This window comes from Sulfurivirga caldicuralii (genome assembly GCF_900141795.1).
Taxonomy (GTDB): domain Bacteria; phylum Pseudomonadota; class Gammaproteobacteria; order Thiomicrospirales; family Thiomicrospiraceae; genus Sulfurivirga; species Sulfurivirga caldicuralii.
Window position 1 is genome coordinate 544,059 of the sequence record NZ_FSRE01000001.1, and the last position, 22,776, is coordinate 566,834.

Consider the following 22,776-nt stretch of genomic DNA (forward strand, 5'->3'; position numbering starts at 1 on the left):
ATGCCTAAAAGAACAGATATCGAAAGCATTCTCATCATCGGTGCCGGCCCCATTATCATCGGCCAGGCGTGTGAATTCGACTACTCGGGGGTCCAGGCGGTCAAGGCCCTCAAGGAGGAGGGGTACAGGGTCATTCTGGTCAACTCCAACCCGGCCACCATCATGACCGACCCGGATCTGGCGGATGCCACCTATATCGAGCCCATCGAGTGGCGTACCATTGAAAAGATCATCGAGAAGGAGCGTCCGGATGCGATCCTGCCCACCATGGGGGGGCAGACTGCGCTCAACACGGCGTTGGATCTGGCACGCCACGGTGTGCTGGAAAAGTACGGCGTGGAGCTGATCGGTGCCAATGAAGACGCCATCGACAAGGCGGAAAACCGCGACCGCTTCCGCGCTGCGATGCAGAAAATCGGCCTGGACATGCCCAAGTCTGCCGTGGCCCACTCCATGGAAGAGGCGTGGGCCATTCTGGACGAGGTGGGCTTTCCGGCCATTATCCGTCCATCGTTCACCCTGGGCGGTTCCGGCGGTGGCATTGCCTATAACCGGGATGAATTCGAGCAGATCTGCAAGTTCGGTCTGGACCTGTCGCCCACGAATGAGCTGCTGATCGAAGAGTCCATCATCGGCTGGAAAGAGTACGAGATGGAGGTGATTCGCGACAGGAACGACAACGCGATCATTGTCTGCTCCATCGAAAACCTCGATCCCATGGGCGTGCATACCGGTGATTCCATTACGGTCGCGCCGGCGCAGACCCTGACCGACAAGGAATACCAGATCATGCGTAACGCCTCGCTGGCCGTGCTGCGCGAAATCGGGGTGGAGACTGGCGGTTCCAATGTGCAGTTTGCGGTCAATCCGGAAACCGGGCGCATGATCATTATCGAAATGAACCCGCGCGTCTCGCGTTCCTCTGCACTGGCATCCAAGGCAACCGGCTTCCCCATCGCCAAGGTGGCGGCCAAGCTGGCAGTGGGCTATACGTTGGACGAGCTCAAGAACGACATTACCGGCGGGGCCACACCGGCCTCGTTCGAGCCCACCATCGACTATGTGGTCACCAAGATTCCGCGCTTTACCTTCGAGAAGTTCCCGCAGGCGGAGCCGCGCCTGTCCACACAGATGAAGTCCGTGGGCGAAGTCATGGCCATGGGGCGCAACTTCCAGGAGTCCCTGCAGAAGGCGATTCGGGGTCTGGAAACGGGCCGCACGGGCCTCAATGAAATGCTGGATCTGAATACGCTGGATGAAAAGGAGGTGCGCGACACCCTGCGTGCCGAGCTGCGTCATCCGGGACCGGATCGTCTCTGGTATGTGGCCGATGCCTTCCGCGCCGGCTGGACGCTGGAAGAAGTGCATGACGCCTGCGATATCGATCCATGGTTCCTGGCCCAGATTCAGGAGCTGGTGCGCATGGAAGATGAACTCAGGCAGTTGGGGCTGGACGGTTTGGATGCAGGCACCCTGCGCCGCTACAAGCAGAAGGGCTTTTCCGATGCGCGCATTGCTGAACTGCTGGGGGTGTCGGAAAAGAGCATCCGCAAGCTGCGTCACATGCTGGACATCCGTCCCGTGTACAAACGCGTGGATACCTGTGCGGCCGAGTTTGCCACCAAGACGGCCTACATGTATTCGTCCTATGACGAGGAGTGCGAGGCAGAACCCTCTGAGCGGAAAAAGATCATGGTGCTGGGCGGCGGGCCGAACCGGATCGGTCAGGGCATCGAGTTCGACTACTGCTGTGTGCATGCCGCCTTTGCCCTGAGCGAGGATGGCTATGAAACCATTATGGTCAACTGTAATCCTGAAACCGTTTCCACCGACTACGACACCTCCGACCGTCTCTATTTCGAGCCGCTGACACTGGAGGACGTGCTGGAAATCGTCGAGGTGGAGAAGCCGGACGGCGTCATCGTGCAGTACGGCGGCCAGACGCCGCTCAAACTGGCGCGGGATCTGGAAGCTGCGGGCGTGCCCATTATCGGCACCACGCCGGAATCCATCGACCTGGCGGAAGACCGCGAGCGCTTCCAGCAGCTGTTGCATCGGCTGGATCTGAAGCAGCCACCCAACCGTACCGCTCGCAGTGAGGAAGAGGCGCTGGCGCTGGCCAAGGAGATCGGTTATCCGCTGGTGGTGCGTCCCTCCTATGTGCTGGGCGGGCGCGCCATGGAAATCGTTTACACCGAGAAGGATCTCGAGCGCTACATGCGCGAGGCGGTCAAGGTATCCAACGATTCGCCTGTCCTGCTGGATCGCTTCCTGGATGATGCGGTGGAAGTGGATGTGGATGCCGTAAGCGATGGCGAACAGGTTGTCATTGGTGGCATCATGGAGCACATCGAACAGGCCGGCATTCACTCCGGTGACTCCGCCTGTTCCCTGCCGCCATACAGCATCCGTCCCGAGCTGCAGGATCGCATCCGCGAGCAGGTGGAGAAGATGGCAAAAGCACTCAATGTAGTGGGCCTGATGAATACCCAGTTCGCCATCAAGGAGGATGAAATTTTCGTGCTGGAAGTCAACCCGCGGGCGTCGCGCACGGTGCCGTTCGTCTCCAAAGCCATCGGCCATCCGCTGGCGAAGATCGCCGCCCGCTGCATGGTTGGTCAGACGCTGGCGCAACAGCAGTTTGAACGCGAGATCGTGCCCAGGCACTACTCGGTCAAGGAAGCGGTGTTCCCGTTCATCAAGTTCCTCGGCGTGGACCCCATTCTCGGCCCGGAGATGAAGTCCACCGGCGAGGTAATGGGCATCGGGGAAACCTTCCCGCAGGCGTATGCCAAGGCCGAGATGGCGGCCGGTACGGTACTGCCGCGCAGTGGCACGGCTTTCCTGTCCGTGCGCAAGGCGGACCGCGAAAAGGCGACCGAGCTGGCCCGCAGGCTGATCGAGCGCGGCTTCCGTCTGGTGGCCACGCGTGGCACCGCCGCGGCGCTGAAAGAGGCGGGGATCGAAGTGGACGTGGTCAACAAGGTCACCGAAGGGCGTCCCAATATTGTTGACCTGATCAAGAATGGCGAGATTGATCTGATCGTGAACACCTCAGATGGTTCGGTCAGCATCAAGGACTCGGCGGACATTCGCCGCGAAGCCCTGATGCACAAGGTGTGCTACACCACCACCATCGCCGGTGCTTTTGCCATGGTGGCTGCCATGGACTATCTGGATCCGCAGCCGGTGTATCGCCTGCAGGATTTGCAGTAAAATTCCATTAAATCCATTGATGTCCGCACGCCCCGCTTCTGCGGGGCGCGTGCGTTTTGGCTACATGAACAGGAGATTTGCATGAACCGACATCCCATGACCAAGGAAGGCGCCGACAAGCTCAAGGAAGAGCTGCGCCGCCTCAAGCAGGAAGAGCGTCCCCGTATTGCCGAAGCGATTGCCGAGGCGCGTGAGCACGGCGACTTGAAGGAAAACGCCGAGTATCATGCCGCCCGCGAACAGCAGGGCATGATCGAAGCGCGTATCCGTCAGATCGAAGGCATTCTCTCCAATGCGCAGATCATTGACGTCACTCAGCTGAATGCGAACGGCAAGGTGGTGTTCGGCGCCACCGTGCATCTGCTCAATCTGGATACGGACGAAGAAGTCGTGTACAAGATCGTGGGCGACGAGGAGGCCGATTTGGCCCACGGCAAGATCTCCGTCAGTTCGCCCATTGCCCGTGCCCTGATCGGCAAGGAAGAAGGGGACGAAGTGACGGTTGAAGCGCCGGGCGGCAATATCGACTACGAGATCGTCAAGGTTGAATACATCTGAGCTGCGGCGGCGCGTTGCCGCCCTGTCCTTGTGGTTCAGTGCGCTGGTTGCCCAGGCAGTTATTGGCTATGTGGTCGCGCCCGTGCTGTTTACGCAGTTGGACAAGAAGACGGCCGGCCACATTGCCGGGATTCTGCTTAATGGCGTCGAGATCAGTGCGGTGGTGCTGGTGGTCGCAGGTTTGCTGCTGTGGCGGCAGCGGGTAGTTGCCTGGCTGGCATTGGCCTTCGTTCTGTTGCAGGGGGTGCAGTTACTGTATCTCAACCCCGCCATGGCGGCCCTGAAGCATGCGGGTGCCGCTGAGTCCCAGCAATTCATGATGTTGCATGGCGTTTCTCACGCGCTCTATCTGGCAGGGATTCTGCTGCTGGCCGGGCTTGTCGCAATGAGCTGGCGGTCGCTTGCGGGCAGTGCAGCAAAAGCATAAATTCTGCTTATAAGTGTTTAATGATTTTTGAATATTCTATTGGTTGCAATCGCCATTCAAAAGGCGGACAATTAGGCAGACACGGTTTAGGCGCACATTCAACCCCAACGAATTGGAGAGCTACATGAAAAAGCTGACCCTTAAAGCCCTGTTTGCAGCGGCTTTCGCACTGGCTGCCGCCAATGCTCAGGCTGGTGCCTCAGTTTACGATCAGTGCCTGCAGGATGGCGAGAAGCTGATCGAAGCGGCCAAGAAAGAAGGTCGCAAGGCATATGAAAACGTCGAGCAGGCCACTACGCTGGAGCAGTGCAAGGCCGAGCTGACCAAGATGGAAGAAGCCGCGATGAAGCGTGCAGGCGTTGATCCCAAGGCCAACACCAAGAACCCCTACGTATACATGACCGGCGAAGAGCGCGTGAAGTGGTCCAAGCTGTGGGAGGCGGTTGATGCCAAGCAGGGTCGCGGTGTGCGCTATCTGCAGAACGCCTGGTACGGCGGTGATCCGGGCAAGCGTCTGGACGAAATGGAAAAGACTGGCAAGATTCCTGAGAACTGGCGTTAAGCACTCCAGGAAACATGCTTGATAAGCCGGGCCCTGCCCGGCTTTTTTGTTGAGGATTGCGATGCAAAATCTTTTTGAAGCCACCTACGATTGCCTGATGTGCTCGGATCTGGACGAGAAGGTCAGCCGTTTGTCTGCGCTGCAGCAGGCCTGGACCGAGGATCGGTTGCGCCTTGGGCCGTTGGACGAGGTGGTGCGTATCCCGGATCCGGGGCGGCCATCCAGACCCGAGCTGGTGCCACCACGCAAGCTCCCGAAACGTCGGCTGGGTTCGCGGGAAGGCCACGCTGCACTCATGCATGCCATTGCCCATATCGAGTTCAATGCCGTCAATCTGGCGCTGGATGCGGTCTATCGCTTTCAGGACATGCCGCGGGACTACTATTTCGAGTGGCTTGGTGTGGCCTGCGAAGAGGCCTACCACTTTCAGATTGTGCGCGAACATCTCAATCGCCTGGGCTACGAATATGGCGACTTTCCCGCTCACAATGGCCTGTGGGTCACCACCTACGAAACCGATCACGACCCGCTGGTACGCATGGCCATGGTGCCGCGTACGCTGGAAGCGCGCGGGCTGGACGTCACACCGGGCATGATGGCCAAGCTGCGTGCCATTGGCGATAAACGTGGGGTGGAGATCCTCAAGATTTTGCTGCGAGACGAGGTGGGCCACGTGGCGGTGGGCACCCGCTGGTTCCGCTACCTGTGCGAGCAGCGTGGTCTGCAACCGTTCCCAACCTTTCAGTCCATCGTGGAAACCTATTTCAATGGCAATCTGGCCGGGCCATTCAACTACGAAGCCCGCCGTGAAGCCGGCTTCAGCGAGGACGAAATCGAATGGCTGAAACGCATCGAGCAGGAGAGTCTGGCGCAGGCCTGAACCCGGTTGACCGAGCGCGTATCATTACGCGTCATGCGGCGGCGCTGGAACGGCACGGCTATCGACCGCAGGCGCTGTTCTGGCAGGAGCGGGGCGTTCAGATCGCGCGCTTTGGCGTCATCGCTGACGCGATGCTGTCAGCACCCGCCTCGCTACTGGATGTGGGCTGCGGCTTTGGGGATTTTTATGCCTGGCTGCACGAGCACGGCATGACACCGGATTTCACCGGGATAGATCTATCGCCGGACATGATCTTTGCCGCGCGCAGTCGTTTTCCGCAGGCGCAGTGGCTGGAAGGGGAGTTGCTCACCGTGGCCTTGCCGGAGGCGGGCTATGAGGTGGTGACGCTCTCGGGCGCGCTTAACGAGCCGATTGCTGATGCAGATGCCTATGCTCAGGCGGTCATTGCACGCATGTGGGCGCTAGCACGCCGGCAGGTGATCTTCAATATGCTCGACAACCGCAACGACGAAGTGGCCCGCTCACCCTTTCTGCACGGGCGGGTGCCGGAAACCGTTGAGCGCTGGTGTCGGCGCCACACTGCCAATGTGCGTGTGATTGAAGGGTATTTGCCTAATGATTTCACCGTGGTGATGGGGAAATAGCATGCTGCATCTCGGTATTGATCTGGGCGGCACCAAAACGGAACTGATTGCGCTGAATGCCCAGGGCAGAGAGCTGTATCGGGAGCGGCGTCCTACGCCACAGGGCGACTATGCTGCAACGGTGGCGAATATCGTTGCCATGGTGCGCGACGCCGAAGTCAGCCTCGGCGAGCAGGGGACGCTGGGGCTGGGCATTCCCGGCGCGCTGTCGCGCAGAACGGGGCGGGTAAAAAATGCCAATTCCACCTGGCTGATCGGTGAGGATCTGCAGGGTGATCTCGAACGCGATCTGGCGCGCCCAGTGCGCATTGAAAACGATGCCAACTGCTTTGCCCTGTCTGAAGCCACGGATGGAGGGGGTGCTGGTGCCGAGAGCGTATTCGGTGTGATTATCGGCACCGGCTGCGGCGGCGGGCTGGTGTATCGCGGGCAGATCATTACCGGCATCAATGCCATTGGCGGCGAGTGGGGACACAATCCACTGCCGTGGGCGGCACTTGAGGATGAACCCATGCCCTGCTACTGCGGTCAGCAGGGCTGCATCGAAACTTTTCTGTCGGGGCCAGGCATGGCACGGCATTTTGAGAGAACAAGCGGACAGGCGCTGACCGCGAAAGAGATTGCAGCGCGCGCTCGGCAGGGCGATGCGCCCGCGCAGGCGCATCTGGAGCGCTATGCGACCTGGCTGGCCAAGGGGCTGGCGTCGGTCATCAATGTATTTGATCCGGCGGTCATCGTGCTCGGTGGTGGCCTGTCGAATATCCCCATGCTGTATGCGCGTGTGCCACAATTGTGGGCACGCTGGGTGTTCAGCGACAGCGTGGAAACCCGCCTGGTGCCGCCACAATATGGCGACAGCAGCGGAGTGCGCGGCGCGGCCTGGCTGGGCGCCGCATCGGAAGGAGGGAAAGATTGATGGATTTGCAGAACAGGGTTCGGGAAAGCGATGCCGTGCTGGTACTGTTTGGCGGGGCGCATTGCAATGTCTGTCAGGTGATCAAGCCGAAGATTGCCGAGTTGCTGGAAAACGCGTTTCCCCGCGTGGAAATGGTCTATGTGGACTGCGAGGCGGAACGGGATCTGTGTGCACAGGAAGGCGTCTTCAGCCTGCCGGTGGTGCGTATCTACTTTGGCGGACAGCGTATCGGTGAATGGGTACGCACCTTCAGCCTGGGGCAGCTGCGCGAAGCCATGCAGCGTCCCTACGCGCTCTTTTTCGATGAATAAGGGCTGAAACAGCCCCAATGGAAGGGGGTCCCCGACTTTTTTCAACCGACAAATTTTCGGCCGCTGAAAAAGTCGGGGACCCCCCTGTGTTAGGCACCTCCGCAAACCGCTGAATGCGCTCGCGTTGCAGGCGCGATGGCAACAGAAATAGGGCGCGTGTCACAGGGTTTGGCGGGTTCAAATCCAATACGAGCAACGCAGTAAAGGCTGCCATCCCGCCAGCAACCCACAGGGGCAGGGCGATTTTGGCTCAATGCTGCGTTGCACCTCACTGGCATGGAATGATCATGCCACGTTCGCTGCGCCTTGGCTTGAACCAAAATTGCCACTGTCGCGACCGTTCAGAGGTTTTGCGGAGGTGCCTTGGCGTTTTTATGCCTCTGCCTGGAACGACGGTAGGGATCGTTCCGGCCCCCCGGTATCAATCCAGATGCTTGCGGGCAATCTCTCGCAGGGTGGGAACTTCCAGTCCGGCTTCGTCCGCGTGCAGCAGCGCACGGCGCAGCCGGGCAGGTGCGGAGCGACCCTTGCACTTGTGCGCGGGATCACCGTCAAAGGCGTCGAGCATGCCTGCCATCAGGGCAGGGCGATCCAGTTCGTGGCCCACCAGCCACGCCTGAATATCCATCACGTCGTGGGCGACCGCGTCCATCAGATCCGGATGCTCGTGGCGCAGTTCATCCACGGTAGCCCCATCGGGCAGTTCCAGACCGGCGATATTGGTGGTGAGAATGTAGAGGTTCTTGCGCACCAGTTCGTATTCCAGCGCGTCCATGTCATCCACTTCGTAGCTGGGAATGTCCAGCGAGGCAAGCGCATCGCGCACCAGCTGCGCGTGGGGGCCATAGACGGGTGATGGCAGTACCACCTTGCTGTCCATGCCCTTTTTCTTTTCGAACCACACGGAAATGACCGTGGGGTTGTCGATGGCGTGCGCCTGCCAGTCGCGTGGCAGCAGCTCATTCTGCAACAGAATGACGCGGTCTTTCCACGCTTCCGGCAGGGCTTCCAGGGTGGGGTGCAGATCGGTTTCGCCTACGGCGATCAGCACGGCTTCCGGCTGGGGAATCTGTTTCGATTCATCCAGCATGCTCATGTGGCGGGTGATGGGATAGACTGGGTGGCCGGTCTTGAGAAAACCGCGGGCAAACACGCTGCCCAGTTCACCGATACCGATCACGACGACGGGTGATTTCATGGTATTGCCTCCTTGTTCCTTGTGTCTTTTACGCACTGCGCGTTAGGGATTTATTGCATCAGCCACTGGAGGGTGCCGATAAGAATGGCCAGGCCCAGCGCCACCAGAACGACGATCAATACCTGGGCCCAGAACACCAGCAGCCCCTTGGCAAAGCCCACACCCTCGGCATGTTGCTCACAGCGAATCCAATTGCCATAGATGTAGCTGGACACGGTCATGAGAAACAGAAATGCCAGCAGATTGAAAAACGGGTCCACCTGCAGCATTTCCACCGTATAGCCGGCCACGAAAACGGCCGTGATGCCGACAACGAACTGCGTGATCAGGCCGGCGACGAATACCAGTAGCACAATCTTGAGCCCCTGTCCCCAGCCGAGAATACAGCCGGTGACCCAGCGCGCGGCCATTTTCAGCAACAAGGTCACCAGAAAAAGATAGAGCGTAATCGAAACAAGGGCGACCACCAGCATCGCCGCAGGGCCGGGTCCGTTCATAACAGGGTCTCCGTATCAGGAAAAGGTGTAGTGTTTGCGAATGGGTTCGTGAATCTCCCAGGTGCAGCGCATGCCTTTCGGGAAGGTGACCAGATCGCCCGCTTCAATCTCAACCGGTTCACCGTCTTCGGGGGTGACCGTCACGCGCCCGTCAAGGATATAGCAGGTTTCATCAGTGTCGTATTCCCAGGGGAAACTGGAAACTTCCTTTTCCCAGATGGGCCAGTTTTCCACGCCGAGGCGCTGCAGTTCCAGTGTGACCCGGTTCTTGATGATCTTGATTTGCATGGTCTTTTTCACCTTGTTGCCGTTATAGTGAACAGAGTGGCCCGCAAAGGGCGGCGATGTCTGTGGAGATTATATATGTTTGTGGTGTACAGCCCGGAAGGACAGAGCTACCTCGGCATGCAGAACACGCTGCCGCCGCTGCAGGTGCCGAAGGCGCAGTCGGTACCGCCGGTGGAAAAGCCGACGCTGGATCCGCTCCAGGTAGAGCAGGACCGTCGCTACGAACAGGTTCCTCTGAGCGTGGAACAGGCACGGCGCCAGTACGAGCAGGTGATCAAGGCCGCGCGGGAGCGGGGCGAAACCATTATTCAGGTGCGCGAAATCATGTCCCAGCCGGTGGTGCAGATTGCACCGGAGGCACCGCTGCAAACGGCATGGGAACGCATGCAGCAACATGGCATCGGTCATCTGGTGGTGGTGCAGGATGGCAAGGTGATCGGCCTGCTTTCTTCGCAGGATCTGCTGGGGCATGTGTGGCAGGAAGGTGAACAGACGCGGGTCAAGCGCGCTGCGGTGAAAGACCATATGTCGTCACCGGTGGTGACCTGCTGGCCGGAAACCCTGATACGCCGGGCGGCGCAGGTGATGACGGATTATGTGATTCATGCCCTGCCGGTGGTCACGCAGAATGGTGAACTGGTGGGTATTGTGACGGCATCGGACATGATTCGGCGGCTCGCCATGGAGCCGCCGCTGGAGCTTTATGTCTGACGGAAAGGCGGCTCAGCCCTGTTGCTGCTGTTCCTGTTGCGCTTTTTCCAGATCGGCACGTACCTGATCCATGTCCAGCGCCTTCAGCTGCTTGATGCCTTCTTCCAGCATCTCTTCCGGCATCATGCCCGGCTGTGCGTAAACCACGATCCCTTCACGCATGAACGCGACGGTAGGGATGGAGCGCACCTGAAACATCGCTGCCAGCTGCTGTTCTTCTTCCACGTTCACCTTGGCGAAGGCTACATCGGGATGCTTTTCGGACACCTTCTCGAAGATGGGGCCGAACATCTTGCACGGACCGCACCATTCCGCCCAGAAATCCAGCACGATCATGGGGTTTTCCTGCACGAACTTTTCGAACTCTTCAGTCTTGAGGTTGACTACAGCCATGGTTATTTCCTTTTTTGGGTTGAATATCACCGATAGAGGGTGTGCCACCCTCTGTCAGGCGGGCGGGGTCAAGCAGCTTTTTCAGCGTGGCCTCGTCCAGATTGGTCATTTCAAGCGCCACATCCAGCACCGGGCGACCCTGTGCATAGGCGCTTTTGGCGATTTGCGCGCCTTTTTCGTAGCCTACCACACGGTTGAGGGCGGTCACAAGAATCGGGTTGGCATCCAGCGCCTTTTTCAGATTGGCCTCATTCACCTCGAAGCCGTCGATCGCCTTGTCGGCCAGCACGCGCAGGGCATTTCCTGCCAGTTGCAGGCTGTCGAGCAGGTTGGCCGCGATCATGGGCAGCATCACATTCAGCTGAAAGTTGCCGGATTGCGCGCCGATGGTGATGGCGGTGTGGTTGCCGGTGATCTGCGCCGCCACCATGGCCACCGCTTCCGGAATAACGGGATTGACCTTGCCCGGCATGATGGAGCTGCCCGGCTGTAGCGCCGGCAGCTGAATTTCCGCCAGACCGGCCAGTGGTCCGGAGTTCATCCAGCGCAGATCGTTGGCGATTTTCATCATCACCGCCGAAAGCACGTTCAGCTGAGCGGAGAGCTCCAGCGCGCTGTCCTGCGCGCTGATGCCCACAAAGGCATTATCCATGCTTTCAAACGGGATACTGAGCGTCTGCGCCAGCCGTTGCGCCACCAGCGGGCCGAAGCGCGGGTCGGCATTGATGCCGGTGCCCACGGCGGTACCGCCCTGCGGCAGGCGCACGATGCGTTTTGCTGCATCCAGCAGGCGCTCGCGCACGTCCTCCAGCTGTACCTTCCAGGTATCCAGTTCCTGCGCCAATGTCACCGGCATCGCGTCCATCAGGTGGGTGCGCCCGGTCTTGACGACACCTTCTACCGCTTCGGCCTTGCGTGCCAGCGTGTCAATGGTGTGGTCGATAGCCGGCAGCAGGTGGCGATACAGCAGTGTCGCCGCCGCCACGTGAATGGCGGTGGGAATGGTGTCGTTGGAGCTCTGGCTCATGTTCACATGATCGTTGGGGTGCAGCGCCACGCCCAGCTCGCGCTCGGCCAGATGGCTGAGCACCTCGTTCATGTTCATGTTGGTGCTGGTGCCCGAGCCGGTCTGGAAGATATCGATGGGGAACTGGTCCAGATACTCGCCGGCGGCGATCCTTTCTGCCATGCGTGCAATGGCGTCGGCACGGGTAGCGTCCAGCAGGCCCAGCTCGGCATTGGCCTGGGCGCAGGCTTTTTTCACCTGCGCCAGCGCCTGAATGAACGGGGCGGGCAGGGGGCGGCCGCTGATAGGAAAGTTGTTGACGGCACGCTGAGTCTGCGCACCCCACAGGGCATCGGCAGGCACCTCTACAGGGCCCATGGAGTCGGTTTCGATGCGTGTTTTCATGACACGGCGTCCTCGTATTTGGTAACCGCATGCTATTTTAGCGCGCCCGTCGCGGTGCATTCCGCGCCTATGCTAAAATTTGCTATTCAATTTCGAGTTTGGAACCGCTATGGAACTGGGTGGACTCTATTCACGCATCAAGGATTATCGCGAGCGGGCCGAGGGCCTGAAGGACTATCTGCGTCTGGAAGAAAAGCGCGAGCGCCTCGAAGAGGTGAATCGCGAAATGGAAGACCCGGACGTGTGGAACGATCAGGAGCGCGCGCAGGCGCTGGGCCGCGAAAAGGCGCAGCTGGAAAAGGTGGTGGACGGCCTGCAGAACCTGCTCGACGGGCTGGAATCGGCCAAGGAGCTGCTGCAGATGGCGGAAGAGGCCGGTGACGAGGAGCTGGTAGCAGAAGTCACCGAGGAACTGGAGGCATACGGCAAGGTGCTGGAGCAGCTGGAATTCCAGCGCATGTTCTCCGGCGAGATGGACGCCAACAACTGCTACGTGGACATTCAGGCCGGTTCCGGCGGCACCGAGGCGCAGGACTGGGCCAATATGCTGCTGCGCATGTATCTGCGCTGGATCGAGAAAAAGGGCTTCGAGGCCGATCTCATCGAAGTCACGCCGGGTGAAGTGGCCGGTATCAAGTCTGCCACCATTCATGTCAAGGGCGATTTCGCCTACGGCTGGCTGAAGACCGAAACCGGTGTGCACCGTCTGGTGCGCAAGTCGCCGTTCGATTCCGGTAATCGCCGCCATACCTCGTTTGCCTCGGTGTTTGTCACCCCAGAGGTGGACGACAATATCGATATCGAAATCAATCCGGCCGATCTGCGCATCGACGTCTATCGCGCCTCCGGTGCCGGTGGTCAGCACGTCAACCGCACCGAATCGGCGGTGCGCATCACCCACCTGCCCACCGGCATTGTCGTCCAGTGCCAGAACGGCCGCTCGCAGCACCAGAACAAGGATGAGGCCATGCGCCAGCTGCGCGCCAAGCTGTGGGAACATGAGATGCAGAAGCGCAATGCCGAGAAGCAAAAGCTGGAAGAGAGCAAGGCCGACATCGGCTGGGGCAGTCAGATCCGTTCCTATGTGCTCGATTCCGGCCGTATCAAGGATCTGCGCACCGGTGTGGAAACCGGCAATACCCAGGCCGTACTGGACGGCGAGCTGGATCAGTTTGTAGAAGCCAGCCTAAAGGCCGGAATCGGCGAACAGGCGCCCATTTAACCTAATTCACGGACAGCACAAGACCATGACAGAGAAGACAAACGCGCCCGAGCAGCAGGACGAAAACCGCATTATTGCCGAGCGTCGCGCCAAACTGGCGGCGCTGCGCGAACAGGGTCAGGCCTATCCCAACACCTTCCGGCGCGAACATCTGGCGGCGGACATCCACGCTCATTACGACGACTGGGATAACGAGCGCTTCCAGCAGGAAGGGCCGGTGCGCGTCAAAATTGCCGGGCGCATGATGACACGTCGCATCATGGGCAAGGCCAGCTTCGCCACCCTGCAGGACATGAGCGGCCGCATTCAGATATACGTCACCCGCGATGATCTGCCGGAAGGGGTCTATAACCAGCAGTTCAAGAAGTGGGACTTGGGCGACATCATCGGCGTGGAAGGCTATCTGTTCAAAACCAAGACCGGGGAGTTGACCGTCCATGCCGAGCATGTGGAGCTGATCACCAAGGCGATCCGTCCGCTGCCGGACAAGTTCCACGGCCTGCAGGATCAGGAGCTGCGCTATCGCCGCCGCTATCTGGACCTGATCATGAACCCGGAAAGCCGTGAAACCTTTTTGATCCGCTCGCGCATCGTGCAGATGGTGCGCGAGTTCCTCACCCGCCACGGCTTCCTCGAGGTGGAAACCCCCATGATGCAGGTGATCCCGGGCGGGGCGAGCGCCAAGCCGTTTATCACCCATCACAATGCGCTGGACATGCCGCTCTATATGCGTATCGCGCCGGAGCTGTACCTCAAGCGTCTGTTGGTGGGCGGCTTTGAAAAGGTATTCGAGATCAATCGCAACTTCCGCAACGAAGGCCTCTCCACCCGCCACAACCCCGAGTTCACCATGGTGGAGTTCTACGAAGCCTACGCGGACTACCACAAGATGATGGACTACACCGAGGCGCTGTTCAAGGAGATCGCCGAAGCCGTCACCGGCGGGTTTGAGGTCACCTATCAGGGTGAAACCTACGATTTCGGCAAGCCCTTTGCGCGCATGACGCTGAAGGAGTCCATTATCATGCTCAATCCGGGCGTTACCGAAGCGCAACTGGATGACTTCGAGCAGGCAAAGGCGCTGGCGGAGAAGCTGGGCATTGACGTGCAACCGGGCTGGGGGCTGGGTAAGGTGCAGACGGAGATTTTCGAAAAGACCGTCGAGCACAATCTCAAGGATCCCACCTTCATCACCGAATATCCGGCGGAAGTCAGTCCGCTGGCGCGCCGCAACGATCAGAACCCGTTTGTCACCGACCGTTTCGAGCTGTTTGTGGGCGGACGCGAGATCGCCAACGGCTTCTCGGAGCTGAACGACGCCGAGGATCAGGCGGAGCGTTTCCGCAAGCAGGTGGAAGCGAAAGAGGCGGGCGACGAAGAGGCCATGTTCTACGACGAGGACTATATTATCGCGCTGGAGCATGGCATGCCCCCCGCCGCCGGCGAAGGCATCGGCATCGACCGCCTGGTGATGCTGTTTACCGACAGCCCCTCTATCCGCGACGTGATTCTCTTCCCACACATGCGGCCGCAGAAGGATTAAAGGGCGTCAGGGCTGTGAGCCGTGTGTGCGCTTTTACTTCCAGGGTTTTACGCCCGTAGAAGAGGTATTGCCAATAGACTGGTGTCAGGGGTCAAATCCCAAATCTGCTGTAAATTCCCTTGCGCAGGTTTGACATTGCTCCGGTCTCAGTGATCGATACCGACCACCTTATCCGTCTTGTGCTCGGAAGCCTGTTGCGCTTCCCACCATTCGTTAATTTGAGCCGTCGGCGGTATTTCTCCGCCAAGGCCATCACTGCCAGGGCGTCTTCCAGCCCTTCTTCCAGACAGGCCTCCGCCTTGGGGGCTGCATTTTCCATCTCCTCCATCAGGGGGCCTTTTGTCGTGCTTCCTGTGCCGTCTGCGCTCTGAAGATGCGCTTGAGCCCTTCTGTCATGGCCGTTTTGTTCTGTCACCTGTGCAAATTATGCAGGATATGGCGTGGGGAAGCAGTAAAGAAAATATACTCGGAAAATAAAAAAGCCGGCATAAAGCCGGCTTTTTTATGGGTTGGTTGCGGGAGCAGGATTTGAACCTGCGACCTTCGGGTTATGAGCCCGACGAGCTACCAGACTGCTCCATCCCGCGTCATTGGAACGAGGCGTATTATAGGGGCGCCGCGCTCAGGTTTCAACCCTGTTTCAGGCCTGCTGCAGGGATTTTTCAATCTCTACCACCTTCGCCCAGGTGCTGAGCAGGGCGTCCGGGTTCAGGCTGAGGGTGTCGATGCCATGACGCACGAGAAATTCGGCCACTTCGGGGTAGTCCGACGGCCCCTGTCCACAGATGCTGCTGTGGATGCCGTTGCGTTTACAGGCCGCCACTGTCAGTCGCATCATTTCCAGCACGCCTGGGTCGCGCTCGTCGTAGTCAAAGGCCACCTTGTCGGAGTCGCGATCGACGCCCAAGGTCAACTGGGTGAGGTCGTTGGATCCGATGGAAAAACCGTCAAAATGCTGCGCGAAGGCATCGGCCTGAATCACGTTGTTGGGGATTTCGCACATCATGTACACCTTGAGCCCGTTCTTGCCACGCTCAAGGCCGTTGGCTGCCAGGGTCTGCAGGGTGCGTTGCGCCTCATCCACACGTCGGCAGAAGGGGATCATGGGGATGATGTTGTCCATGCCGATGGTTTCCCGGGCCCGCTTGATGGCGGCGCACTCCAGCGCAAAGGCCTCCACATAGTCCGGATGGCTGTAGCGGGCCGCGCCGCGGAAGCCGAGCATGGGGTTATCCTCCTGCGGCTCGAAATGGCGACCACCGATCAGGCGGGCATACTCGTTGGACTTGAAGTCGGAGGTACGCACGACACAGGGTTTGGGCCACACCGCGGCAGCAATGGTGGCAATGCCCTCCGACAGGGTGGTGACGAAAAAGCGGCGGCCATCGCCGTCAAAAGGTCGGGTCAGTTCGGCAGTCTGCGCGCGCTCGCTTTCGTCCAGTTTGTCCGGCTCCAGCAGGGCACGAGGGTGGGCCTGAATGGCCGTGTTGATGATGAATTCCATGCGTGCCAGGCCGATTCCATCGGCTGGCAGTGCCGCATTGGAAAAGGCCTGGTCCGGATTGCCTAGATTGATCATCAGCTCGGTCTGGGGGCGGGGCAGATGGCTCAGGTCGATGCGTTCCACTTTCCAGTTCAGCTTGCCCGGATAGACATGGCCGATTTCTCCTTCGGCGCAGGAGACGGTGACCAGTTCACCCGTGGTCAGACATTCAGTGGCATTGCCAGTGCCGACGATGGCGGGCAGGCCCATTTCCCGCGCCACAATGGCGGCGTGGCAGGTGCGTCCGCCGCTGTTGGTGACGATGGCGCTCGCCCGGCGCATGACCGGTTCCCAGTCGGGCGTAGTGGTGTCTGACACCAGCACTTCACCGTCCTGAAAAGTGGGCAGTTCGCTGACATCGTTGATCACCCGCACGCGGCCGGCAGCGATTTTGGTGCCGACCGCCTGGCCGCTTACCAGTGGCTTGGGATGGTCCAGCAGAATATAGCGTTCCAGAACCGTGCCTTTCTGCTGCGAATGAACGGTTTCCGGGCGTGCCTGCACCATGTAGAGCTGGCCATCGATACCGTCCTTTGCCCATTCCATGTCCATGGGGTGATTGGCGTCCCCATGAATCTGCTGGTAGTGGCGCTCCACCTTGATGGCGTAGTCGGCCAGGATCATGACGTCATCATCGCTGATGGCGTAATGACTGCGCTCGTCATCCGAGGTGGGTACATTGCGGGTGTATTCCACCGCAATATTGTCGGTATTGAGTTCCTCGGAGAGGATCATCTTGATTTTCTTGCTGCCAAGACGGCGTTTGAGTACGGCACGGTAGCCCTTTTCGTAGGTGGGCTTGTGCACATAAAACACATCGGGGTCCACGGCACCCTGCACCACATTTTCGCCCAGCCCGTAGGCAGCATTGATAAACACCACATCGCGGAAACCGGTTTCCGTATCCAGCGAGAACATCACGCCGCTGGCGCCGATGTCGGAGCGCACCATTTTCATGATCACGGCGGAGTTATAGACCTTGAATTGGTCGAAGCCGTGGTCGATCTTGTAGTGGATGGATCGGTCGGTAAACAGGGATGCCATGCAGCGCAGGTAGGCGTCCAGCAGGGCCTGTTCCCCGCGAATGTTCAGGTAGGTGTCATTCTGGCCTGCAAAGGAGGCGTTGGGGGAGTCTTCTGCTGTGGCAGAAGAGCGCACCGCCAGGGAAACATCTTCGCCGTATTCGGCTTTCAGTGCCGCGTAGCCTGCGAGGATTTCTTTTTTCAGATCATCCGGAATGGTGAGCGAGCGGATCAGTTCGCGAGCCGCCTTGCCGCGGCGCTGCAGATCGGCCACGTCATCGGGATCAAGCCCATTGAGAATCTCATGCAGCTTGTCCCAAGCCTGATTAGCAGTCAGCAGGTACCTGTAGGCCTCGCTGGTGACGGCGAAGCCGTTGGGTACGCGCACGCCAAGGGGCGTGAGCGCCCGGTACATTTCACCCAGGTTGGCGTTCTTGCCGCCCACCAGCGGTACATCCTTGATGGAAATTTCCCTGAACCAGCGGATATAACGAGCATTCATAGGACTTCAATCCCTTTTTTGTGGCGGTAGTAGCGTAACACGGCCACCTTGACCGAATCGTTGAAAATAAACCAGCAGGCAGCATACAGCCAGATCGCACCGGCCCATGCCCAGCCAATGGGGGTCATCAGCCCAAAGCCATATACGGCAACAACGGTACCAATAATGGCGGTGGACATGATGGCCCAGAACAGAATACTGCAGGGCTGCGGGCGATGATGCAGCTCATCCTTGACCCGTTCGACGATTTCGCGCACCTGTTGTTCAATCAGCTCACGGTCTGCATCCGGTTCCAGCACGCGGGTCATGGGCGGGCAAGAATTTCCGACAGCGCGATGTATTCCTGCATGGACTGGCCGCGTAGTTCACGCACATCGAGAATCCTGTCGCCGATGTCCAGTTGCCGCGCAATGTATTTGGCCACGGCGAGATTGTCGCCTGTCACCATCTTGACTTCGACGCCCTTGGTCTTGGCTTGCCGGATGGCCTGTTTTGAATCGGGGCGCGGCGGATCGAACAGTGGGATAAGGCCGAGGAAGTGGTAATTGTCTTCGTGGGTTTCCTTCCAGGCGACACCCAGGGTGCGGAAACCCTTTTGCGCAAATGCTTGCCAGTGCAGCGTAGATAAAAAGTGCTTCCGGTGAGGTTTGTCTCAGCAGCCACGGCTCGGCCAGGCTCATGCGGTTCTGCGTAAGGGTGCCGGTCTTGTCGGAGCAGAGGATATCCATCCCCGCCAGTTCTTCAATGGCGGCCAGGGAAACGATAAAGGCGCCCGAAGGCGCCTTTATAACGGATAGAAGGTCCAGGTTTACTGGTTCAGCAGTTCAACGGCTTCCAGAATGTTCAACCCGGCTTCGTTGATGCTGTTCTTGCCAACATAGTGGGCTTCACGTGCCGCCGTATAGGCCTTGTTGAAAGCCTCTTCAGACAGGCCGGAACGCTTGATGGCCTCCTGAATGTTCTTGGGCTGCATGCGAATCTTGCGTTCCTTCACATACAGGGTGCCCACTTCGGAAATGGCCTTGATCACCCGATAGATGGTCGGATTGAGCGGGGCGCCAAAGCCGCTGGGCACACCACTGATGGCCATGTCCACCAGCTCACCAGCCGGGGTTTCCACGATGTTGCCGTCAGCGAGCACTTCTACCCAGCCAAGGGCTTCCAGCTGCTCGAGGGCCCACTTGACCTCTTCCTTGTGCAGCGGGTCGTCATAGAGCGCGAGCAGTTCATCAACCGTGGTGCCATTGGCGCCGATCTTCTTGAAGATTTCTGCTGCAAAGGCGGTCATCAGCGGCAGGCGCTCGATGTTGTCTGCCAGGTCTTCATAGAAGCGGCCGGACTTGGTGGGCCCGAAATCGCCCAGCAGTTTTTCGGCGCGTGCTGCCTGCACCCATTCGATATTGGGGGCGAGGAACAGCTCGTTGGCGTGCATGAGGGATTTCAGCGCCGTGGAGCTGATGCCGCGCGTATCCTGCTTCTGATCTTCCACCACCTGACGGCCGAAGTCGGTCAGGTCAAAGACGGCATGCCCGTTGTCGCTGACGCCTTCGCTGATGAGGTCAAAGGCTTCCAGCGCATAGAGCATTTCGCGCAGGTTGTAGTTTTCCTCGAACCAGCGCATCCTGTCCTTGGTTTCCATAAAGGCCTTCAGCACACGGCTCTTGCGCTTGGGCATGGTCTCCATGTAGCGACCATACTCTTCAGCGAACTTCTTGAACTTGGCGACCTGACGCTCCACCAGTTCGCGATGGATTTCTGCCATGTCCACTAGACGATTGGGGTCGTTGGCGTATTTTTCGTGCAGGTGGTCGATGGTGAGCAGCAGTTCCACTTCTTCTTCGCTCAGGGCAATGGTGTGCAGGTTCTGTTCCGTTTGATCCTTGTAGATGCGCCAGGCTTCCAGTGCGGCTTCACCGGCCGGCGTCAGCTCTTCACCGTTGAAGACCAGATTGAGTTCTTCCAGCGCCACCAGTGCTTCAGGGGCAATCTCCTCGCCGTCGGCCACACGGGCGACATTTTCCAGAATGGAGGCGCTGATGATGTCGCCGTCTTCACGGGTGACACCCATGCGCAGCACTTCTTTGACGGCCTGACCCAGTCCGGTAAAGGTCACCACTTCGCCGTTGGGTACGGAGTAGGCGATCAGGCGCATGGCTTCCAGCTGTTCCTTCATGTTGCCCTCTACCGGCAGGTTGACGGCTTCGGTGGGGCCTTCCGGCGCCTTGTTGATGTATTCCGCCAGTTCCTTGTTGATGGACAGCTCGGGCTCCAGCATGAAATAGACTTCCAGCACCGCCTGACCGGCTTCGTTCACGGCTTTTTTGACAACCTTGGTGTCCTCATCCTTGACTTCGCTGGCCAGTCCGCGTTCGTGCAGGGCGTCCCAGGCCGCATCCGATACCTTGCCTGCGGTCATGCCGGCATCCAGCATGGCGATGACCTCGGAGCCCAGCCAGCGATAGCCGTCCTTCCATTCGCTGACCGGTTTGGTCAGTCCCTTTTGAATGGCTTCGTCGAGTACATGGGCGAGCATGTTGCCGGCGTAGGTGAGGTGAACGGTTGCAGGTGTGGGCAGCGCCACAATACCTGCCATCTGTAGCTCCTGCAGTGCGTTGTCGTTCAGACCTTCAACGGATACGGGCTCTTCGCCGCTTTTCAGCAGGTGTAGCAGTTTTTCAGCGTGAGGTTTTTTGATCAGCATGGTGTGCTCCTTTTCTTGTTGTTTTGTTATCGTTAAATTTGTGGGGGCAGCTTACCGGTTTCCAAGAGCTGCAGGCCGAAAACTTTCGGGTCGGTATAATGCGCGCCATGAAAATGTTTAAGCGTCAGGACTTTGATTTTGAGCTGCCCGAATCGCTGATCGCGCAGCAGCCGACGGCGGAGCGTCCGGCCAGTCGCCTGCTGGTGCTGGGCCCCGATGGCGTGGAAGATCGTATCTTCCGGGATATCGAGGCCTATCTGCAGCCAGGGGATCTGCTGGTTTTCAACGATACGCGCGTAATGCCGGCACGGCTGTTTGGGCAGAAGGCGACTGGCGGCAAGGTGGAGATACTGATCGAGCGGGTCCTCAGTGAGCGTGAAGCGCTGGCTCATGTGCGCGCCAGCCGCAGCCCCAGGCCGGGCAGCGAGCTGCTGATAAAAGGGCAGGTGCCGGTCGCCGTTCTCGGTCGTGAAGCCGAGCTGTTTCGCCTGCAACTGGAAGACGGGGACTGGAAAGGCGTCATGGCGGCCCATGGCCATATCCCCCTGCCGCCCTATATCGCGCGCAGTGACGAGGCGTTTGACCATGAACGCTATCAGACAGTGTATGCCCGCAAGGAAGGTGCCGTCGCTGCCCCCACCGCTGGTCTGCATTTCGATGAGGCCCTGCTGAGCCGACTGAAGGAGAAGGGGGTCGAGCAGGGTTTCGTGACGTTGCACGTGGGGGCGGGCACTTTCAAGCCGGTGCAGGTGGATGATATTCGCGAGCATCGTATGCACAGCGAGTGGATCGAGGTCTCGCCGGAACTGGTGGCCCAGGTGGAGGCCACGCGTGCCCGGGGCGGTCGCGTGGTGGCGGTCGGTACCACCGCGGTGCGCTGTCTGGAAAGTGCCAGTGTTGAGGGACGCCTGCAGCCGATGCAGGGAGAAACGGACATTTTCATTACTCCCGGCTACCGCTTCCAGCAGGTGGATCTGCTGATTACCAATTTTCACCTGCCCGAATCCACGCTGATCATGCTGGTCAGTGCCTTTGCCGGTTATGAACGCACCATGAATGCCTATCGTCACGCGGTGGCAGAGAAGTACCGTTTTTTCAGTTATGGCGACGCCATGCTGGTTTATCCCAAAGAGGATCCTGATGAAATTTGAACTGCTGAAAACGGATGGCCCGGCCCGTCGCGGGCGGATCATATTTGATCGCGGTGTGGTGGAGACGCCGGCGTTCATGCCGGTGGGAACCTATGGCACGGTGAAGGCCATGACCCCGGAGGAACTCAAGGGGATCGGCGCGCAGATTATCCTTGGCAACACCTTTCATCTCGCCTTGCGCCCGGGCACCGAGATTATCCGTGCCCATGGCGATCTGCACGATTTCATGCACTGGGACGGCCCCATTCTGACCGATTCCGGCGGCTTTCAGGTGTTCAGCCTGGGCGAAATGCGCAAGATCCGCGAGGAAGGCGTGACCTTTCGCAGTCCCATCAATGGCGCGAAGATTTTCATGGGACCGGAAGAGTCCATGCAGATTCAGCGCGAGCTGGGCTCTGATATCGTCATGATCTTCGACGAATGCACGCCGTATCCTGCCGATCACGAAACGGCACGCCTGTCCATGGAGCTGTCGCTGCGCTGGGCGGAGCGCAGCAAGCGGGCGCACGCCGACAACCCTGCCGCGCTGTTCGGCATCGTTCAGGGGGGCATGTATGAGGATTTACGCAAGCGTTCTGCCGAGGCACTGCAGCAAATCGGCTTTGACGGTTATGCCATTGGCGGCCTGTCTGTGGGAGAACCCAAGGACGAGATGATGAAGGTGCTCGATTTCACCGCCCCCGAGTTGCCACAGGATCGGCCCCGTTATCTGATGGGCGTGGGCAAGCCGGAAGATCTGGTGGAATCCGTGCGGCGCGGCATGGACATGTTTGATTGTGTGATCCCCACCCGCAATGCCCGCAACGGCTTTCTTTTCACCTCCACCGGCGTCGTCAAGATTCGCAATGCCGTGTACAAGCACAGCACCCAGCCACTGGACCCGGACTGCGACTGCTATACCTGCCGCAACTATACGCGAGCCTACCTGCACCATCTGGATCGCTGCGGCGAAATTCTCGGTGCACGGCTCAATACCATCCACAATCTCCACTACTACCAGCATCTCATGCGGCAGATGCGCGAGGCGATCGAAGCCGGGACATTCGAGGCGTTTGTGGCGGATTTTTATGCGCGCCGCGGGCTGCCGGTGCCACCGCTGGCATAAGCGTGGCCTTTGTG

Annotated in this window: 22 protein-coding genes and 1 tRNA gene; 13 read left to right on the forward strand and 10 right to left on the reverse strand. The window is 59.2% G+C overall.

Annotated features, from left to right (window positions below; genetic code table 11):
• The 8 genes from carB to BUQ81_RS02870 all read left to right on the forward strand — a co-directional run bounded on the left by carB (position 1) and on the right by BUQ81_RS02870 (position 7,475).
• Positions 1-3,216, forward strand: a complete 3,216-nt coding sequence (gene carB, locus BUQ81_RS02835; RefSeq protein ID WP_074200863.1) for a carbamoyl-phosphate synthase large subunit — start codon at positions 1-3, stop codon at positions 3,214-3,216.
• An 81-nt stretch (positions 3,217-3,297) separates the two neighbouring features.
• Positions 3,298-3,774: a transcription elongation factor GreA gene (gene greA / locus BUQ81_RS02840; RefSeq protein WP_074200864.1), complete on the forward strand. Its 477-nt coding sequence runs from the start codon at positions 3,298-3,300 to the stop codon at positions 3,772-3,774.
• Positions 3,761-4,201, forward strand: coding sequence for a DUF4149 domain-containing protein (locus tag BUQ81_RS02845; protein WP_159432256.1), 441 nt, complete (start codon positions 3,761-3,763; stop codon positions 4,199-4,201). The genes greA and BUQ81_RS02845 overlap by 14 nt, the downstream gene beginning before the upstream one ends.
• A gap of 124 nt (positions 4,202-4,325) precedes the next feature.
• Positions 4,326-4,763, forward strand: a complete 438-nt coding sequence (locus BUQ81_RS02850) for a hypothetical protein (RefSeq protein ID WP_074200866.1) — start codon at positions 4,326-4,328, stop codon at positions 4,761-4,763.
• 61 nt (positions 4,764-4,824) lie between these two features.
• Positions 4,825-5,643, forward strand: a complete 819-nt coding sequence (locus tag BUQ81_RS02855) for a ferritin-like domain-containing protein (protein WP_074200867.1) — start codon at positions 4,825-4,827, stop codon at positions 5,641-5,643.
• Positions 5,601-6,248: a class I SAM-dependent methyltransferase gene (locus tag BUQ81_RS02860; protein ID WP_074200942.1), complete on the forward strand. Its 648-nt coding sequence runs from the start codon at positions 5,601-5,603 to the stop codon at positions 6,246-6,248. Before BUQ81_RS02855 ends, BUQ81_RS02860 begins: the two co-directional genes overlap by 43 nt.
• A gap of 1 nt (position 6,249) precedes the next feature.
• The gene (locus BUQ81_RS02865; RefSeq protein ID WP_074200868.1) at positions 6,250-7,164 is read left to right on the forward strand and encodes an ROK family protein; all 915 of its coding nucleotides are present in this window, start codon (positions 6,250-6,252) and stop codon (positions 7,162-7,164) included.
• Positions 7,164-7,475, forward strand: coding sequence for a thioredoxin family protein (locus BUQ81_RS02870; protein ID WP_074200869.1), 312 nt, complete (start codon positions 7,164-7,166; stop codon positions 7,473-7,475). Before BUQ81_RS02865 ends, BUQ81_RS02870 begins: the two co-directional genes overlap by 1 nt.
• A gap of 421 nt (positions 7,476-7,896) precedes the next feature.
• Here BUQ81_RS02870 and BUQ81_RS02875 read toward each other — a convergent pair whose 3' ends face one another.
• From BUQ81_RS02875 to BUQ81_RS02885, 3 genes are read right to left on the reverse strand one after another with little or no spacing between them, the layout of a single operon-like run.
• The gene (locus tag BUQ81_RS02875) at positions 7,897-8,673 is read right to left on the reverse strand and encodes a ketopantoate reductase family protein (protein ID WP_074200870.1); all 777 of its coding nucleotides are present in this window, start codon (positions 8,671-8,673) and stop codon (positions 7,897-7,899) included.
• Positions 8,674-8,723: 50 nt separating this feature from the next.
• A complete protein-coding gene (locus BUQ81_RS02880; RefSeq protein WP_074200871.1) occupies positions 8,724-9,170 on the reverse strand; it encodes a hypothetical protein in 447 nt (148 codons plus the stop codon).
• A gap of 15 nt (positions 9,171-9,185) precedes the next feature.
• Entirely contained in the window at positions 9,186-9,458 is a 273-nt protein-coding gene (locus tag BUQ81_RS02885) for a cupin domain-containing protein (RefSeq protein WP_074200943.1), read from the reverse strand.
• Between the two features lie 75 nt (positions 9,459-9,533).
• Here BUQ81_RS02885 and BUQ81_RS02890 point away from each other — a divergent pair, with 75 nt between their 5' ends.
• Positions 9,534-10,169 (forward strand): CBS domain-containing protein, encoded by a 636-nt coding sequence (locus tag BUQ81_RS02890; RefSeq protein ID WP_074200872.1) that lies wholly within the window; start codon positions 9,534-9,536, stop codon positions 10,167-10,169.
• Between the two features lie 12 nt (positions 10,170-10,181).
• Here BUQ81_RS02890 and trxA read toward each other — a convergent pair whose 3' ends face one another.
• Positions 10,182-10,562: a thioredoxin gene (trxA, locus tag BUQ81_RS02895; protein ID WP_074200873.1), complete on the reverse strand. Its 381-nt coding sequence runs from the start codon at positions 10,560-10,562 to the stop codon at positions 10,182-10,184.
• On the reverse strand, positions 10,537-11,973 hold the full coding sequence (locus tag BUQ81_RS02900; RefSeq protein WP_074200874.1) for a class II fumarate hydratase: 1,437 nt from the start codon (positions 11,971-11,973) through the stop codon (positions 10,537-10,539). The genes trxA and BUQ81_RS02900 overlap by 26 nt, the downstream gene beginning before the upstream one ends.
• 109 nt (positions 11,974-12,082) lie before the next feature.
• On the opposite strand from BUQ81_RS02900, the gene prfB reads away from it, so the two are divergent.
• Both prfB and lysS read left to right on the forward strand, forming a co-directional pair.
• Complete coding sequence (prfB, locus tag BUQ81_RS02905) at positions 12,083-13,195, forward strand: peptide chain release factor 2 (RefSeq protein WP_074200875.1); 1,113 nt, start codon at positions 12,083-12,085, stop codon at positions 13,193-13,195.
• 25 nt (positions 13,196-13,220) lie between these two features.
• Entirely contained in the window at positions 13,221-14,738 is a 1,518-nt protein-coding gene (lysS, locus tag BUQ81_RS02910) for a lysine--tRNA ligase (RefSeq protein WP_074200876.1), read from the forward strand.
• 510 nt (positions 14,739-15,248) lie between these two features.
• Here the strand turns inward: lysS and BUQ81_RS02920 are convergent.
• From BUQ81_RS02920 to BUQ81_RS02940, 5 genes are all read right to left on the reverse strand, one after another.
• Positions 15,249-15,325: transfer RNA gene (locus BUQ81_RS02920), tRNA-Met, on the reverse strand.
• A 53-nt stretch (positions 15,326-15,378) separates the two neighbouring features.
• Positions 15,379-17,805 (reverse strand): phosphoenolpyruvate synthase, encoded by a 2,427-nt coding sequence (gene ppsA, locus BUQ81_RS02925; protein ID WP_074200878.1) that lies wholly within the window; start codon positions 17,803-17,805, stop codon positions 15,379-15,381.
• Positions 17,802-18,113 carry a hypothetical protein gene (locus tag BUQ81_RS08785; RefSeq protein WP_074200879.1) on the reverse strand — a complete coding sequence of 104 codons (312 nt, stop codon included), beginning with the start codon at positions 18,111-18,113 and terminating at the stop codon, positions 17,802-17,804. Before BUQ81_RS08785 ends, ppsA begins: the two co-directional genes overlap by 4 nt.
• A complete protein-coding gene (locus BUQ81_RS08790) occupies positions 18,110-18,424 on the reverse strand; it encodes an HAD family hydrolase (protein ID WP_200770541.1) in 315 nt (104 codons plus the stop codon). The genes BUQ81_RS08785 and BUQ81_RS08790 overlap by 4 nt, the downstream gene beginning before the upstream one ends.
• A 189-nt stretch (positions 18,425-18,613) precedes the next feature.
• Positions 18,614-20,506: a DUF505 domain-containing protein gene (locus BUQ81_RS02940; protein ID WP_074200880.1), complete on the reverse strand. Its 1,893-nt coding sequence runs from the start codon at positions 20,504-20,506 to the stop codon at positions 18,614-18,616.
• A 107-nt stretch (positions 20,507-20,613) separates the two neighbouring features.
• Here BUQ81_RS02940 and queA point away from each other — a divergent pair, with 107 nt between their 5' ends.
• Entirely contained in the window at positions 20,614-21,657 is a 1,044-nt protein-coding gene (gene queA, locus BUQ81_RS02945; protein WP_084188200.1) for a tRNA preQ1(34) S-adenosylmethionine ribosyltransferase-isomerase QueA, read from the forward strand.
• Positions 21,647-22,762: a tRNA guanosine(34) transglycosylase Tgt gene (gene tgt, locus BUQ81_RS02950; RefSeq protein ID WP_074200881.1), complete on the forward strand. Its 1,116-nt coding sequence runs from the start codon at positions 21,647-21,649 to the stop codon at positions 22,760-22,762. The genes queA and tgt overlap by 11 nt, the downstream gene beginning before the upstream one ends.
• Positions 22,763-22,776: the final 14 nt, after the last annotated feature.

Excerpts from the sequence above, each read along its gene's own strand:
- BUQ81_RS02900 (WP_074200874.1), bottom strand. The coding sequence starts at position 11,973 with ATGAAAACACGCATCGAAACCGACTCCATGGGCCCTGTAGAGGTGCCT.
- lysS (WP_074200876.1), top strand. The coding sequence starts at position 13,221 with ATGACAGAGAAGACAAACGCGCCCGAGCAGCAGGACGAAAACCGCATT.
- BUQ81_RS02880 (WP_074200871.1), bottom strand. The coding sequence starts at position 9,170 with ATGAACGGACCCGGCCCTGCGGCGATGCTGGTGGTCGCCCTTGTTTCG.
- greA (WP_074200864.1), top strand. The coding sequence starts at position 3,298 with ATGAACCGACATCCCATGACCAAGGAAGGCGCCGACAAGCTCAAGGAA.
- BUQ81_RS02850 (WP_074200866.1), top strand. The coding sequence starts at position 4,326 with ATGAAAAAGCTGACCCTTAAAGCCCTGTTTGCAGCGGCTTTCGCACTG.
- BUQ81_RS02865 (WP_074200868.1), top strand. The coding sequence starts at position 6,250 with ATGCTGCATCTCGGTATTGATCTGGGCGGCACCAAAACGGAACTGATT.
- BUQ81_RS02940 (WP_074200880.1), bottom strand. The coding sequence starts at position 20,506 with ATGCTGATCAAAAAACCTCACGCTGAAAAACTGCTACACCTGCTGAAA.
- BUQ81_RS08785 (WP_074200879.1), bottom strand. The coding sequence starts at position 18,113 with ATGACCCGCGTGCTGGAACCGGATGCAGACCGTGAGCTGATTGAACAA.
- BUQ81_RS02890 (WP_074200872.1), top strand. The coding sequence starts at position 9,534 with ATGTTTGTGGTGTACAGCCCGGAAGGACAGAGCTACCTCGGCATGCAG.
- BUQ81_RS02855 (WP_074200867.1), top strand. The coding sequence starts at position 4,825 with ATGCAAAATCTTTTTGAAGCCACCTACGATTGCCTGATGTGCTCGGAT.
- BUQ81_RS02870 (WP_074200869.1), top strand. The coding sequence starts at position 7,164 with ATGGATTTGCAGAACAGGGTTCGGGAAAGCGATGCCGTGCTGGTACTG.
- BUQ81_RS02875 (WP_074200870.1), bottom strand. The coding sequence starts at position 8,673 with ATGAAATCACCCGTCGTCGTGATCGGTATCGGTGAACTGGGCAGCGTG.
- prfB (WP_074200875.1), top strand. The coding sequence starts at position 12,083 with ATGGAACTGGGTGGACTCTATTCACGCATCAAGGATTATCGCGAGCGG.
- queA (WP_084188200.1), top strand. The coding sequence starts at position 20,614 with ATGAAAATGTTTAAGCGTCAGGACTTTGATTTTGAGCTGCCCGAATCG.
- carB (WP_074200863.1), top strand. The coding sequence starts at position 1 with ATGCCTAAAAGAACAGATATCGAAAGCATTCTCATCATCGGTGCCGGC.
- ppsA (WP_074200878.1), bottom strand. The coding sequence starts at position 17,805 with ATGAATGCTCGTTATATCCGCTGGTTCAGGGAAATTTCCATCAAGGAT.
- tgt (WP_074200881.1), top strand. The coding sequence starts at position 21,647 with ATGAAATTTGAACTGCTGAAAACGGATGGCCCGGCCCGTCGCGGGCGG.
- BUQ81_RS02885 (WP_074200943.1), bottom strand. The coding sequence starts at position 9,458 with ATGCAAATCAAGATCATCAAGAACCGGGTCACACTGGAACTGCAGCGC.
- BUQ81_RS02860 (WP_074200942.1), top strand. The coding sequence starts at position 5,601 with ATGGCTGAAACGCATCGAGCAGGAGAGTCTGGCGCAGGCCTGAACCCG.
- trxA (WP_074200873.1), bottom strand. The coding sequence starts at position 10,562 with ATGGCTGTAGTCAACCTCAAGACTGAAGAGTTCGAAAAGTTCGTGCAG.